The sequence below is a fragment of the Nocardioides oleivorans genome, assembly GCF_004137255.1.
Classification (GTDB): domain Bacteria; phylum Actinomycetota; class Actinomycetes; order Propionibacteriales; family Nocardioidaceae; genus Nocardioides; species Nocardioides oleivorans.
Window position 1 is genome coordinate 389029 of sequence record NZ_SDWT01000001.1, and the last position, 13676, is coordinate 402704.

At 71.6% G+C, this 13676-nt stretch carries 12 protein-coding genes; 5 read left to right on the forward strand and 7 right to left on the reverse strand.

All coding sequences use genetic code 11. The features are described 5' to 3' along the window. Window position 1: 1 nt before the first annotated feature. Window positions 2-1303: a cell division protein PerM gene (locus tag EUA93_RS01835; RefSeq protein ID WP_129398229.1), complete on the reverse strand. Its 1302-nt coding sequence runs from the start codon at window positions 1301-1303 to the stop codon at window positions 2-4. A gap of 74 nt (window positions 1304-1377) precedes the next feature. On the opposite strand from EUA93_RS01835, the gene EUA93_RS01840 reads away from it, so the two are divergent. The 3 genes from EUA93_RS01840 to EUA93_RS01850 are packed head-to-tail and all read left to right on the forward strand — an operon-like array spanning window position 1378 to window position 4319. Then, window positions 1378-3270, forward strand: coding sequence for a SigE family RNA polymerase sigma factor (locus EUA93_RS01840; protein ID WP_129398231.1), 1893 nt, complete (start codon window positions 1378-1380; stop codon window positions 3268-3270). Between the two features lie 45 nt (window positions 3271-3315). Further along, window positions 3316-4047, forward strand: a complete 732-nt coding sequence (locus EUA93_RS01845; protein ID WP_129398232.1) for a hypothetical protein — start codon at window positions 3316-3318, stop codon at window positions 4045-4047. A 47-nt stretch (window positions 4048-4094) separates the two neighbouring features. After that, window positions 4095-4319, forward strand: a complete 225-nt coding sequence (locus EUA93_RS01850; RefSeq protein ID WP_129398234.1) for a hypothetical protein — start codon at window positions 4095-4097, stop codon at window positions 4317-4319. A gap of 1 nt (window position 4320) precedes the next feature. Here the strand turns inward: EUA93_RS01850 and sucD are convergent, their stop codons facing one another. Both sucD and sucC read right to left on the reverse strand, forming a co-directional pair. Further along, window positions 4321-5202: a succinate--CoA ligase subunit alpha gene (gene sucD, locus EUA93_RS01855; RefSeq protein ID WP_129398236.1), complete on the reverse strand. Its 882-nt coding sequence runs from the start codon at window positions 5200-5202 to the stop codon at window positions 4321-4323. Window positions 5203-5220: 18 nt separating this feature from the next. Beyond that, window positions 5221-6390: an ADP-forming succinate--CoA ligase subunit beta gene (sucC, locus tag EUA93_RS01860; protein ID WP_129398238.1), complete on the reverse strand. Its 1170-nt coding sequence runs from the start codon at window positions 6388-6390 to the stop codon at window positions 5221-5223. 130 nt (window positions 6391-6520) lie between these two features. Between sucC and EUA93_RS01865 the strand changes: the two genes are divergently transcribed. Next, window positions 6521-7843: a cryptochrome/photolyase family protein gene (locus EUA93_RS01865; RefSeq protein WP_129398240.1), complete on the forward strand. Its 1323-nt coding sequence runs from the start codon at window positions 6521-6523 to the stop codon at window positions 7841-7843. 161 nt (window positions 7844-8004) lie between these two features. Further along, window positions 8005-8835 (forward strand): M23 family metallopeptidase, encoded by an 831-nt coding sequence (locus tag EUA93_RS01870; RefSeq protein ID WP_165355027.1) that lies wholly within the window; start codon window positions 8005-8007, stop codon window positions 8833-8835. A gap of 108 nt (window positions 8836-8943) precedes the next feature. On the opposite strand, the gene pcrA is transcribed toward EUA93_RS01870, so the two are convergent. From pcrA to EUA93_RS01890, 4 genes are all read right to left on the reverse strand, one after another. Beyond that, window positions 8944-11310, reverse strand: a complete 2367-nt coding sequence (gene pcrA / locus EUA93_RS01875; RefSeq protein ID WP_129398244.1) for a DNA helicase PcrA — start codon at window positions 11308-11310, stop codon at window positions 8944-8946. A gap of 71 nt (window positions 11311-11381) precedes the next feature. After that, window positions 11382-11738 carry a hypothetical protein gene (locus EUA93_RS01880; RefSeq protein WP_129398246.1) on the reverse strand — a complete coding sequence of 119 codons (357 nt, stop codon included), beginning with the start codon at window positions 11736-11738 and terminating at the stop codon, window positions 11382-11384. 21 nt (window positions 11739-11759) lie between these two features. After that, window positions 11760-12209, reverse strand: a complete 450-nt coding sequence (locus EUA93_RS01885; protein ID WP_129398248.1) for a universal stress protein — start codon at window positions 12207-12209, stop codon at window positions 11760-11762. Continuing rightward, window positions 12209-13630: an APC family permease gene (locus EUA93_RS01890; protein ID WP_129398249.1), complete on the reverse strand. Its 1422-nt coding sequence runs from the start codon at window positions 13628-13630 to the stop codon at window positions 12209-12211. Before EUA93_RS01890 ends, EUA93_RS01885 begins: the two co-directional genes overlap by 1 nt. Window positions 13631-13676 lie beyond the last annotated feature (46 nt).

Here is a 13676-nt window from a genome sequence, read left to right on the forward strand (position 1 = left end):
GTCAGGCTCGGGTGTCGTCGGAGGATGCGTCCACGGGGACATCCTCCACCGAGCCCGGGGCGGACTCGTCGGCTGCCCGCTCACGGGCAGCCCGCCACGCCAGGACCGCCGGGACCGCTGCGCCGAGGAGGGCGCCGATCCCGCAGGCCGTGACGGCGTGGACCAGGACGTCGGGCACCAGCGGCCCGACGAAGCGCATCCGGCCCGGCCCGGCGGAGCCGCCGGAGAGGGCCGAGAGCACGGCGAACGCCAGGCCGGCGACCAGTCCGCCGCCGCACCCGGCGAGGGCGAGCTGGTCCCACCCGAGGGCGCGCCCACGGAGGGTCCGGAAGGCCGCGACGGCTGCGACCAGCGGTGGCACCAGCATCGCGAGGCCGACCCAGCCCGGCGGCGTGCCGACGGACGGGAGGGCGGCCAGCAGCGGGACGAGCGGCAGTGGGCCGAGCACGACGGCGCCCGGCGAGACGATCGTGGCGCCGCCGACGACGAAGCCCGGACCGAGCAGCCAGGACCCCGCGAAGAGCGAGGCGTTGGGCAGAAAGGCGGCGTTGACGAGGGAGTAGAGCGCGGCCTCCGACGGGCTGGTGTGCAGCCGGGCGGCCATCGTCGCGGCGTCGTCGAAGGACAGCGCGAGGGCGACGAGGAACAGCAGGCCGGAGACGGCGAGGAGGCTGGTCAGCACCTTGCCGGCGACCGCCGCTCCCGCGCGCAGGGTGGCCGGGGTGAAGGCGGCCCAGATCGCCGCGCGGCCCGAGCCGACCGCGATCGCGGGCGCGCCCACGAGGGCCGTCAACCCCACGGTCCAGGCCAGCACCCGCGGGACCGACGGGTCGGCGGTGGTGCCGGCGGCCAGCGTCGCGACCACCACGGCCACGACGGCGTACCCGGCGAAGAAGAGGACGACCGCGGTCGGGACGGTGAAGTCGCGCTCGCCGTCGGAGATCCGGTCGGCGTCGGGTCCGTGGCCGGAGACCGAGTCGCCGACGCGGTGGCCGAGCCGCCACATCGACCAGGCGGCGATCGCGGTGACGCCGAGCGGCACGATCGTGATCCGCGCGCCCATCACGGTGAAGCCGGAGCCGTGGCCCGCGAGCCAGGCGAGGGCGCCCATCCGCATCCCGTCGCGCGGGGCGCCGTGCACGCCGGCGTCGCTCACGAACCAGCCGACGACCCCGACGGCCAGCAGCACGACCAGGGGCCCGAGCGCCGCCAGCACCCCGCCGAGCGTCGCGATCAGCACCAGCGGACGCGGGCGCGGGGCCTCGGTCCGGGCGTGGTCGGGGCGGGCGAGGAGGGACGTCATGGCCGAGCCATCATGACTCGCGGCCCGCCTCGGATCGCGCTCCCACGCCGCCACCCCGTACCGTGGAGCGGGTCATGAGGAGCCCCGAGACCTTCGACGCCTACTACGTCGAGAACCGCACGCGACTCCTGCACGAGGCCTACGCGCTGACCGGTGACGCACCGGCCGCCCGCGCGGCCGTGCGGGACGCCTTCGTGGTCGCGTGGCACCACTGGCGCAAGGTGGGAGCCCTCGACGACCGCGACGGCTACGTCCGTCCGCTCGCCTTCCGCAGTGCCCGGCGGCGCCACACCGCGCGCATCTGGCACCGCGACAAGTCGCTCGACCCCGAGTGCCGCGCGACCCTCGACGCCCTCGCGAAGCTCACCCCGCGCCAGCGCGAGCTGCTGGTGCTCCACGGCCTCACCTCGCTGACGCTGACCTCGATCGGGCGCGAGGTCGGCCTCACCCGCGCCGACGCCGAGCGCGAGCTGCAGACCGCGACCGCGCAGTTCTCCCTGAACCGTGACCTGCCCACGACCGACATCCGCCGCCTGCTCGAGGACCTCGCCGCACCGCTGGAGGAGATCCGCTGGCCCCGCGCGACCGTCGTACGACGTGCGGGCGCGGCCCGGCGCCGCACCCACACCGTGATCGGCGCGGGGCTCGCCACCACGGCGCTCGTCGTGTCCGGGTCGCTGGTCGCGACGGGGTCGGGTGCCGAGCCCACCAGCCTCAGCGAGGAGAAGGCGACCGGCGCCATCACCGTCCACGACCCGGTAGAGCCGGCCGGCGCCGAGCTGATCAGCGAGGCCTCGCTCCTCGCCCCGACCCAGATGGCCCGCTTCGGCGCCGGGCTCGACTGGGAGGAGACCTCCACCACCGACAACCTCGGCGGCGACGGGCTGATCCTCCCGTGCCAGCGCGAGCGCTTCGCCGACCCGGCTGCCGTGTCCGCCCTGGCCCGCACGTGGGAGGGATCGGCGACCCGGACCGTGCAGGCGAAGGTCGGCAAGGGCGACAACCAACGCACCCGCAAGCGGCAGGTCACGACCGTGCAGACCACGGCCACGCAGATGGTCGAGCTCTCCCCGAACGTCACCGCCGCAGAGGCGGGCCTGGCCACCGCCTCGATGTGGGTCGCCGGCTGCATCGACCCCCGCACCCAGCTGCTCGCCACCCAGACCGTCGAGCGGATCGGTGACGAGGCGCGGGCGTTCCGGTTGCGCTCGTGGGGCCGCAACCCGACCAACATCACGGTCGGGATCGCCCGCACCGGCAACCTCCTCGTGACCAACGTCGTCAGCACCCGCGGCCGGCCGATCAGTGACCGGGCCGCGCTGTCCGGCCTCGCCGCAGCCGTCAACGGGCTGTGCGGCACCGACGCGGCCACCGCCTGCGCCGGTCGGGCCCGCTCCACCACGACCCGTCCCCTCGACATCGGCAACCCGCCCGGCGTCCTGGCCGTCGTCGACCTGCCGCCGGTCGCCGCGGTCCGCGGCCCGTGGGTCGGCCTCGACCCGGTCAGGGCACGCACCAACGACGCCAACACCCGCTGCGACCGGACGTCGTTCCAGGGCAAGGGCATCAAGAAGGCGCTCACCCGCACGTTCGTCTTCCCCGAGACCCCCGAGGCCACCCAGCTCGGTCTCACCCAGACCGTCGGCAGGATGAAGCAGCCCCGCGCCCGCGCCTTCGTCGAGCAGGTCCGCTCGCGCATCCGGGCGTGCGGCCAGGCCAACCTCGGCACCAGCGTCACGCCGCTCACCTCGTCGTCGTCCGAGGGTCGCGACCTCAGCGTCTGGGCCCTGACCTTCCAGCTCAACGACGACCAGTCCTACCCGTTCCTGATGGCCATCGCCCGCGAGGGCACGGCGGTCTCCCAGCTCGGCTTCGCCCCCGACCGCGACATGACGATGTCGCGCCCCGACTTCGTCTCCCTGGCCCGCCGCGTCCTCGACCGGCTCGACACGCTCGACGGCGGCTGACGACCGCGACGCAACCTTTTCGGCCCGGTCGTAGTCATAAGGGGCATGAGGCTCCGACCCGCGCTGACGGCGGCCGCCGTGGCCGGCACGCTGGTCGTGGCCGGCTGCGCGGTGCGCGCCGACGACGGCGGATCCACCGGGACCGACGCCGACGCCCCTTCCCCGGCGTCCGCCTCGTCCGGGACGGCGGGGACGCCCACGACGCCCGCGCCGCCCGCACCGGAGGTCACGATCGCCGACGACTTCCCGCTGTCCGCCGGGATGGGTGGGCCGGACGACCTGGTCGCGACCTCCCGCACCGGCACCGGGCTGCGCGACCTCGCCCTCTGCGGCACCACTCCCCTGCGCGGCCTCGACACCCGTGACCGGATGGTCGCCGACAACAGCGGAGGCGAGTCCGCCAGCACGCGCGAGCTGGTGCTGCTCGGGAGCCCCGACGAGGCGGCCGCGGTCGCCGAGGCGTTCGCCGAGCTCCCGCCCACGTGCGGCGGCGTCGAGGCCAGCGGCGGCACCGAGGTGACCACGGACGTGCGTACGTCGCCCTTCGGACCCGCGCCGGCCACCATGCTGGTGCAGACCTACGCCTTCGACGACCAGCCCGGACCCGGCGCGACCATCGTCCACGTGGTGCCCCTCGGTGCTGCGCTCCTCGTGTCGTCGACGTACGGCGGGTGGAGCACCGAGGAGCTCGCGGACGGCATCGCCTCGACGCGGGGCCCGCTCCTCGCGACCGTCGAGGCGATGGCGGCGTTCGAGGCGCCGGTGGAGGTCGGGTGACGGTGCAGACGTACGGTGTCGTGTTCGAGAAAACGGGGTGCTAGACCATGTCCATACCTTCCACGCTCGCCAGCTCGGCGTGCCCGACGCTGCCGTCGCCGCGCCGGGTCAGCGCGGTCGCACCGGTGCGCCTGCTCGGCGCCCACGTCGTGTGGCGGATGCTGTGGGACGCGCGACGTCCTGCGGTGCGTCCTGCGGTGCGTCCCGCCCGGCAGCCGGCAGACAGAACGGCCCCGCAGGTGGACCTGCGGGGCCGTCTGGAAGTGCTCTGAGTCAGAGACCCTGCAGGATCTCGCGCATCAGCTCAGCGGTCTCGGACGGCGTCTTGCCGACCTTGACCCCGGCGGCCTCGAGGGCCTCCTTCTTGGCCTGCGCGGTGCCCGAGGAGCCCGACACGATGGCGCCGGCGTGGCCCATGGTCTTGCCCTCCGGAGCGGTGAAGCCGGCGACGTAGCCGACGACCGGCTTCGTGACGTGCTCCTTGATGTAGGCCGCCGCACGCTCCTCGGCGTCGCCGCCGATCTCGCCGATCATCACGATCGCCTTGGTGTCGGGGTCGTTCTCGAAGGCCTCGAGCGCGTCGATGTGGGTGGTGCCGATGATCGGGTCACCGCCGATGCCGATCGCGGTGGTGAAGCCGAAGTCCTTCAGCTCGAACATCATCTGGTAGGTCAGCGTGCCCGACTTCGAGACCAGGCCGATGGGGCCCTTGCCCGCGATGGTGTGGGGCGTGATGCCGGCCAGCGACTCCTCGGGCGTGATGATGCCGGGGCAGTTCGGCCCGATCATCCGGGTGGACTTGCCCTCGAGGTACTGCACGACCTCGGCGGTGTCGAGGACCGGGACGCCCTCGGTGATCACCACGAGCAGCGGGATCTCGGCGTCGATGGCCTCGATCGCGGCGTCCTTCGTGAAGGCCGGCGGGACGAAGGCGACGGACACGTTGGCGCCGGTCTCCTTCATGGCCTCCTCGACGGTGCCGAAGACCGGGAGCTCCTTGCCGCCGAGCTCGACGGTGGTGCCGGCCTTGCGGGCGTTGACGCCGCCGACGATGTTGGCGCCGGACTCGACCATCAGGGTCGTGTGCTTGGCACCCATGCCGCCCGTCATGCCCTGGACGATGATCTTGGAGTCTGAGTTGAGGTAGATGCTCATCGGTTCTGTTTCTCTCTCTCAGGCCTGGTGGGCGAGCTCGGCGGCCTTGTCGGCCGCGCCGTCCATCGTGTCGACCTGGGTGACCAGCGGGTGGTTGAGCTCGTCGAGGATCGCGCGGCCCTTGTCGACGTTGTTGCCGTCGAGGCGGACGACGAGCGGCTTGGTGGCGCTGTCGCCGAGGATCTCGAGGGCACCCTTGATGCCGTTGGCCACCTCGTCGCACGCGGTGATGCCACCGAAGACGTTGACGAAGACGCTCTTGACCTGCTCGTCGTTGAGGATCACGTCGAGACCGTCGGCCATGACCTGCGCGTTGGCGCCGCCGCCGATGTCGAGGAAGTTGGCGGGCTTCACGCCGCCGTGCGCCTCACCGGCGTACGCGACGACGTCGAGGGTGCTCATCACGAGGCCCGCGCCGTTGCCGATGATGCCGACCTCGCCGTCGAGCTTGACGTAGTTGAGGCCCTTGTCCTTGGCCTTCGCCTCGAGCGGGTCGGCCTCCTCGCGGATCTCGAACTGCTCGTGCTCGGGGTGGCGGACCTCGGAGGCGTTGTCGTCGAGCGACACCTTGCCGTCGAGGGCCTCGAGCCTGTCGCCCTCGAGGCGGGCCAGCGGGTTCACCTCGACGAGGGTGGCGTCCTCCTGGACGTAGACCTGCCAGAGCTGCTGCACCATCTCGATGGCCTGGTCGCGCAGCTCGGCGGGGAACTTGGCCTCGTCGACGATCGCGGCGGCCTTCTCCGGCGTGACGCCCTCGAGGGCGTCGATGCGGATCTGGCGCACGGCCTCGGGGTTGGTCTTGGCGACCTCCTCGATCTCCACACCACCCTCGACTGAGGCGATGCACAGGTGCGAGCGGTTCGAGCGGTCGAGGAGGAAGGAGAAGTAGTACTCCTCCACCGGCGGGGTGGCCGGCGTGACCAGGACGCGGTTGACGCGCAGGCCCTTGATCTCCATGCCGATGATGTCGCGGGCGTAGGACTCGGCCTCGTCGGCGGTCTTCGCGATCTTCACGCCGCCGGCCTTGCCGCGGCCGCCGGCCTTGACCTGCGCCTTGATGACCGTGACGCCGCCCATCTCCTCGGCGGCCGCGCGGGCCGCCTCGGGGGTCTCGGCGATCACGCCGAGCGTCGTTGCGACTCCGTGCTTGGCGAAGAGCTCCTTCGCCTGAAATTCCATCAGGTCCACGAGGTGACCAGTCCTTTTCGTCTTGCGAACAGTGGCGGGGATTCCCTCTCGGCACCCTAGACCCGTCGAGCGACCGCGACGAGGCCGGGTGAGCGTGGTGGTGCTCACTCCGGGAACTACGTTGGTGACCATGTCGACCTCCGACTCGTCCGTGATGTGGTTCCGCCGCGACCTGCGCGTGCGCGACAACCCAGCCCTCCTCGCCGCGCTCGACGAGGGCACCGTGACGGCCCTCTTCGTCGTCGACCCGGCGATCTGGTCGAGGGCCGGCGCTGCCCGGCAGGCGTGGCTCGCGGCCAACGTGCTCGCGCTGGCCGAGAGGATCCCGCTCACCGTCCACCACGGCGATCCCCGGGACGTCGTGCCCCGCGTCGCCGACGGCCGCCGCGTCCACGTCTCCGCGGAGACCACGCCCTACGGCCGCCGTCGCGACGCCGCGATCGGTGACCGGGTGGAGCTGGTGGCCACCGGGTCGCCGTACGCCGTCGGGCCCGGCCTGGTGCGCAACGGCAGCGGCGACCCCTACCAGGTGTTCACCGCCTTCGCCCGCGCCTGGCGCGAGCACGGCTGGCCCGAGCCCGCGCACACCCCGCGCTCCCCCGCCATCGAGCAGGGCGACTCCCACGAGCGCGCGCTCGACATGCTCGAGAAGGCGGTCGCCGACGCGCCGGTCGACCTGCCCGCGGCCGGCGAGGATGCCGCCTGGCGGCGGTGGCGCTCCTTCCGCGACGACGGGCTGCGCGACTACCCCCGCGAGCGCGACCGGCCCGACCACGACGGCACCTCACGCCTCTCGCCGTACCTCCACCTCGGGGTGCTCCACCCGCGCTCGCTCCTGGCCGACATGGACACCTCGTCGACCTACGCCAACGAGATCGCGTGGCGCGAGTTCTACGCCGACGTGCTGTGGCACACGCCCGAGTCCGCGTGGGAGGACCTGAAGCCGGCGCTGGAGGGCATGGCGTACGACGACCCCGAGGACGCGATCGAGGCGTGGCGCACCGGCACCACCGGCTTCCCGATCGTCGACGCCGGGATGCGCCAGCTGCTCCACACGGGGTGGATGCACAACCGCGTCCGGATGATCACCGCGTCCTTCCTCACCAAGGACCTGCACGTGTGGTGGCCGGTCGGGGCGCGGCACTTCCTCGACCTGCTCCTCGACGGCGACGTCGCCTCCAACAACCACGGGTGGCAGTGGGTGGCCGGCACGGGCACCGACGCCTCTCCCTACTTCCGCGTGTTCAACCCCGTGACCCAGGGCCTGAAGTTCGACCCGCAGGGCGACTACGTACGTCGCTGGGTGCCCGAGCTCGACCACCTCCCGGGCAAGTCCGCGCACGAGCCGTGGAAGTCCGACGTGGGCTACGAGCAGGACTACCCGCTCCGGATCGTCGACCACGCCGACGAGCGTCGCGAGGCGCTCGACCGCTACCAGGCGGCTCGTGGCTGACCCCCGCGCCCGGGTCCCCAAGTCCGGATTCCGGACACCTCGCGGGTTGTGCACATCAATTTGATCGACAGTTGCACTTACCCGTGATCTTTCCGTTATGGTCGGTCGCGGTCTTGCCGACCGGACCCCCCTGACGACACGGCAGATTGGTAATCACCCCTATGGGCAACCACCGAGCGGAGCGCGCACCCAAGCGCCGCACCTCGGCCACGCCTGCACCCGTGAACGGGAAGCGGCGCGCAGAACTGCCCCGCCGCTCGTCCGGCCGCCTGCGTTCGCTTCCGTCCCTGCCGCTCGTCGCCGGTGTCGCGGTCCTCGCGATCTCCGCGGGCGGCGCCGTGACCGCCTCGGGAGCCGACGTCTCGGCCCTGGCCAGCGCCGGCTCCTCGGTCGACGCCACCGGCGCGATCGGCGCGAAGGCCGGCCAGGCGCTCGCCCGCCGCGGCACGGTCACCAGCCGCGACTACACCCGCGAGGCAGGCGAGGAGACCGACCCCGAGCTGGTCGCCCTCGCCGAGAAGCAGATGGCCGAGCGCACGGCCAAGCTCGACGAGATGCGCAAGGCCGCCGAGAAGCAGGCGGCGAAGATCAAGGAGAACAAGTGGGTTCTCCCCCTCGACAACTACCAGATCACCGCTGTCTTCGGGCAGTACGGCCTCTGGGCGAACTACCACACCGGTCTCGACTTCAACGGCAACACCGGTGACCCGATCCACTCCGTGGCCAACGGCACCGTGACCTTCACCGGCTACGACGGCGCCTACGGCAACAAGACCGTCGTCACGCTCGAGGACGGCACCGAGATCTGGTACTGCCACCAGACCACGATCTACGTCTCCGTCGGCGACCAGGTCACCGGCGGCGAGACCATCGGCACCGTCGGCGCCACCGGCAACGTCACGGGCTCGCACCTCCACGTCGAGGTCCGCCCCGGCGGCGGTGGCCCGGTCGACCCCTTCCCCGAGTTCGTCGCCCACGGCGTCGTTCCCTGATCGACGCCCTGCCACGCGCCGGGCGGTGCGTGAGCCACGTTCCGGGACCGCGGGACGTGGGTGGGACACCGACGCGTCGGCGTGTCCCCCGCGACGCGCGGCCGTTCGTCAGAGCTTCTCGACCGGGGCGTAGCGCAGCAGCAGCCGCTTGACGCCCTCGGACCCGAAGTCGATGGAGGCCACCGACTTGTCGGCGACCCCGTCGACGGCGACGACGGTGCCCATCCCGAAGGAGTCGTGCACGACCCGGTCCCCGGGCGACAGACTCGGGATCTCGCGGGCGGGCTTGGCCTTGGCCGCGGCGTCGGCACGGAGGGCGGCGGAGCTGAAGTTGCGGCGCCCCGCGTCGGTGGGGGTCCCGAGCCGGGTGGAGCCGGAGAGGTCGGGGCGGCCCCAGCGGGTCTGCTCGGCCGCCGTACGCCGCCAGTCGACGAGGTCGACCGGGAGCTCGTCGAGGAAGCGGCTGGCCGGGTTGTGGCTGGGCGCGCCCCAGGCCGAGCGCACCATCGCCCGGGAGATGTAGAGCCGCTTCTCGGCGCGGGTCAGGCCGACGTAGGCCAGCCGGCGCTCCTCCTCGAGCTCGGGCTGGTCACCCAGCGAGCGCTGGTGCGGGAAGACACCGTCCTCGAGTCCGGTGAGGAAGACGACGGGGAACTCCAGGCCCTTGGCGGTGTGGAGCGTCATCAGCGTGACCACGCCGGCGTCGTCGCCGTCGGGGGCGTCGGGGATCTGGTCGGCGTCGGCCACCAGGGCGACCCGCTCGAGGAAGTCGCCGAGCCCGACCGAGACCGTGCCGGCCTCGACCTCCGCGGGGTCGGCGCTGGGGCCGGGCTGCGGGTCCTCGGCGAACTCGCGCGCGACGGCGACGAGCTCGGCGAGGTTCTCCACCCGCGTGCCGTCCTGCGGGTCGTCGCTGGCCTCGAGCTCGGCGAGGTAGCCGGAGCGCTCGAGCACGGACTCCAGGATGACGTCGGGGCGCTCGTCGGCCTCGACCATCGACTGGAGCTCCTGGATGATCGCGACGAAGCCCTCGATGTTCTTCAGGCTCCGGGTCGCCAGGCCGGGCGCCTCGGCGGCGCGGGTCAGGGCCTCCCAGAAGGTGATCCGGTCGCGGTCGGCGAGTGCGGCGATGCAGGCCTCGGCCCGGTCGCCGATGCCGCGCTTGGGGGTGTTGAGCACCCGGCGCAGCGAGATCTCGTCGGCGGTGTTGACCAGCACCCGGAGGTAGGCCAGCGCGTCGCGGACCTCGCGGCGCTCGTAGAAGCGGACCCCGCCGACGACCTTGTAGGGCTGGCCGGTGCGGATGAACACCTCCTCGAAGACGCGCGACTGGGCGTTGGTGCGGTAGAACACCGCGACGTCGGACGGCTTCACGCCGGCGTCGTCGACGAGCCGGTCGATCTCCTCGCTGACGAAGCGCGCCTCGTCGTGCTCGTCGTCGGAGACGTAGCCGACGATGCGCTCGCCCTCGCCCGCGTCGGTCCACAGCCGCTTGGGCTTGCGGCCTCGGTTGTTGCCGATGACCGAGTTGGCGGCACTGAGGATGGTCTGCGTGGAGCGGTAGTTCTGCTCGAGCAGGATCGTCGTCGCGTCGGGGAAGTCCTGCTCGAAGTCGAGGATGTTGCGGATGTCGGCGCCGCGGAAGGCGTAGATCGACTGGTCGGCGTCACCGACGACCATCAGCTCGCTGGGCGGCACGTGCTCGCCCGCGACCTCGGTCCCGAGCTCCTCGAAGACCTGGCCGCAGAGCTGCTGGATCAGGCTGTACTGCGCGTGGTTGGTGTCCTGGTACTCGTCCACCAGCACGTGGCGGAACCGGCGCCGGTAGTTCTCCCGGACGTCGGGGAACGCCTGCAGCAGGTGGACCGTGGTCATGATGAGGTCGTCGAAGTCGAGCGCGTTGGCCTCGCGCAGCCGGCGCTGGTAGCTCGCGAACGCCTTGGCGTAGGCCTCCTCGAACGAGTTCCGCGCCTCCTTGGCGGCGTCCTCCGCGTCGCGCAGCTCGTTCTTCTGGTCGGAGACCCAGTTGAGCACCGCGTTGGGCTGGTAGCGCTTGGGATCGAGCTCGAGGTCGCGCAGCACGATCGTCATCAGCCGCTTGGAGTCGGCGGAGTCGTAGATCGAGAAGTTGGACTTGAAGCCGACCCGGTCGATCTCCTTGCGCAGGATCCGCACGCACGAGGAGTGGAAGGTCGAGACCCACATGATCCTGGCCCGGTTGCCGACCAGGTCCTGGACGCGCGCCTTCATCTCGGCGGCGGCCTTGTTGGTGAACGTGATCGCCAGGATCGAGCCCGGGTGCGCCTTGCGCTCGTTGATCAGCCACGCGATCCGCCGCGTGAGCACCCGGGTCTTGCCCGACCCCGCACCCGCGACCACGAGCAGCGGCGCGCCGGAGTGGACCACGGCGGCGCGCTGGGGCTCGTTGAGGCCGTCGAGGAGGGGGTTGTCGATCAGTGCATCTGTGGGGCTCATGTCGGCTCCAGCCTAGGCGGCGCGACCGACAACCGGGCGCCCCGGCACGGCCCTGTGGAGGCGTACGACGATCAGGCGTGCGCCGGCGACCAGAAGACCGCCACCGCGATGTTGAGCAGGGTGAGCCCGAGCAGGGCCAGGTAGAGCCCCCGGGGGATGCTCGGCTTGCGCATGTTGACCATCACCAGCACCAGGATCACGAGGCCGACGGCGAACTTCACGCCGATCTTGGCGTGGTTCACGTCGCCGTCGCCGGCCTCCAGCACCCCGACGAGCAGCAGGCCGGCGAGGAACGCCGTACCCGCCCCGTCGCGCATCAACGGGTTGACGGACCTGGTCTCCTCGCGCACCTGCACCAGGAGGCCGCCGAGCAGCGCGGCGAAGCCGAGGATGTGGACGAACAGCAGCACCAGGCGCAGGGTCTCCATGGCCGACACCCTAGGACGACGTCAGCGCTTGCGCGGCTTCCGTGGCGCCGGTCGCACGACGAGCACGGGGCACGGCGCGTAGTGCTGCACGCGCTGCGCCGTGCTGCCCACCAGGACGCCGTCGGTCAGGCCGCGACCGCCGGCTGCGACCACCACCAGCCCGGCGTCGTACTGCTTGGCGGCCTTGATGATCTCGTTGGCCGCCGACCCGCTGCGGATGCGCTTGTTGACCTTGGGTCCCCACCCGTCGTAGACGGCGGCGATCGCGTCGACCGCGCCCTGGGCGGCATCACGGAAGGAGCCGTCGATCCTGCCCTCCGACAGGTCGTCGGCGAAGGCGACCGATGCCAGCGGCCGGATCACCGCGACCACCGAGATCTCGGTGATCCTGGTCGGGTCGGCGAACGCCTTGAGCTGCTTGGCTGCGGCCAGGGACTGCTTCGAGCCGTCGGTCGCGACGATGACGTGCATCAGACCTCCTCGAGGTCGGGAGTGGTGGCTCCGGTGCCCTTGCTGCCGAAGAAGTACTCGGCCAGGAAGAGCACGAGGCCGACCCCCAGCAGTCCGGCACACCAGATGAGCGAGTGCGGGTCGTCGTAGACCGTGAAGCCGAGGATGGCGACGTTGCCGACGAAGCCGAGGACCAGCAGCGGCGTGCTGGCGTGGAAGACCTGGTCGTGCTCGTCGCGACCGCGCAGCCGGAGGCAGGCCACGATGACCAGCGCGTAGATCGCGAGCAGCAGCACCACCGTGACGGTGGCCAGGCGACCGACCAGGTCGATGCCGCCGCCGGCCTCGGTGACGAGCGTGCCGATGACGAGCAGCGAGCCGACGACGAGCCCGGAGAAGATCAGGCCGACCCACGGGCTGCGGCGGACCGGGTGGATCTTGGCGAAGACCGCTGGCACCACGTCCTGGCGGGCCATGCCGTAGAGGACGCGCGGCTGGGTGACGATCGTGACCAGCGTGGTGTTGGTGATCGCGACGAGCGCGATGATCGAGAAGAGCGTGGTCATCAGGTCGGTGGAGAAGGGCAGGATGCCCGCCTTGACCACCTCGAGGAGCGCCGCGTCGGACGTGGCCAGGGTCTCCGTCGGCACCGTCAGCGCGGCGGCCATCGAGACGAGCACGTAGACCAGTCCGGCCACGACCATGCCGCCGACCAGCGAGCGCGGGAACGACTTGTAGGGGTCGATGGTCTCCTCGGCGACGTTCGCGGTGTTCTCGAAGCCGGTCATGGCGAAGAAGGAGAACGAGATGCCCGCGAGCACGGCGAGTGCCGGGCTGCCGAAGTCGCCGCTGGTGTCGATGTGGGTCAGCACGCCGAAGTCGGCGTTGCCCTGGAAGACGTAGACGATGCCGATGACCAGCACGATCAGCAGCCCGGCCACCTCGACGAAGGTCATCAGCATGTTCATCACCACCGACTCGGTGATGCCGATGAAGTTGACCACGACGAGCAGCGCCACGAAGACGAGCGAGACCAGCAGCGCCGGCGGACCGGACCACAGCGTGTCGAAGTAGGAGGCGAAGCCGACGGCCAGCGAGCCCGAGGCCGCCATGCTCGCGGCCAGGAACGACACCGTGATCAGGAAGGTCAACGGACGGCTGCCGAACGCCTTGTTGACGTAGAGCGAGGCCCCGGCCGCCTGCGGGTACTTCGTCACCAGCTCGGCGTACGCCGCCCCGGTGATCGCCGCGACCGTGACGCCGAGCGCGAAGGCGATCCAGAAGGCCCCGCCGACGGCGGCGGCGACCAGTCCGATGAGGACGTAGATGCCGGACCCGAGCACGTCGCCCAGGGTGTAGAAGAAGAGCAGGCGACCGGTGATCGAGCGCTTGAGCTCGCTGTCGTCCTCGTCCAGTGGGGGCGCAGTGGCGGTGTCTGACATCCACCGACCCCATCGGTCCCGGCGGGCGTTGTCAACTGCACCCCAC

What these genes read in the sequence shown, in the direction of transcription:
- EUA93_RS01890 (WP_129398249.1), bottom strand. Translation starts at nt 13,630, where the DNA reads ATGTCAGACACCGCCACTGCGCCCCCACTGGACGAGGACGACAGCGAG.
- EUA93_RS01885 (WP_129398248.1), bottom strand. Translation starts at nt 12,209, where the DNA reads ATGCACGTCATCGTCGCGACCGACGGCTCGAAGCAGTCCCTGGCCGCA.
- EUA93_RS01845 (WP_129398232.1), top strand. Translation starts at nt 3,316, where the DNA reads ATGAGGCTCCGACCCGCGCTGACGGCGGCCGCCGTGGCCGGCACGCTG.
- EUA93_RS01865 (WP_129398240.1), top strand. Translation starts at nt 6,521, where the DNA reads ATGTCGACCTCCGACTCGTCCGTGATGTGGTTCCGCCGCGACCTGCGC.
- EUA93_RS01840 (WP_129398231.1), top strand. Translation starts at nt 1,378, where the DNA reads ATGAGGAGCCCCGAGACCTTCGACGCCTACTACGTCGAGAACCGCACG.
- pcrA (WP_129398244.1), bottom strand. Translation starts at nt 11,310, where the DNA reads ATGAGCCCCACAGATGCACTGATCGACAACCCCCTCCTCGACGGCCTC.
- EUA93_RS01850 (WP_129398234.1), top strand. Translation starts at nt 4,095, where the DNA reads ATGTCCATACCTTCCACGCTCGCCAGCTCGGCGTGCCCGACGCTGCCG.
- EUA93_RS01835 (WP_129398229.1), bottom strand. Translation starts at nt 1,303, where the DNA reads ATGACGTCCCTCCTCGCCCGCCCCGACCACGCCCGGACCGAGGCCCCG.
- sucD (WP_129398236.1), bottom strand. Translation starts at nt 5,202, where the DNA reads ATGAGCATCTACCTCAACTCAGACTCCAAGATCATCGTCCAGGGCATG.
- EUA93_RS01880 (WP_129398246.1), bottom strand. Translation starts at nt 11,738, where the DNA reads ATGGAGACCCTGCGCCTGGTGCTGCTGTTCGTCCACATCCTCGGCTTC.
- EUA93_RS01870 (WP_165355027.1), top strand. Translation starts at nt 8,005, where the DNA reads ATGGGCAACCACCGAGCGGAGCGCGCACCCAAGCGCCGCACCTCGGCC.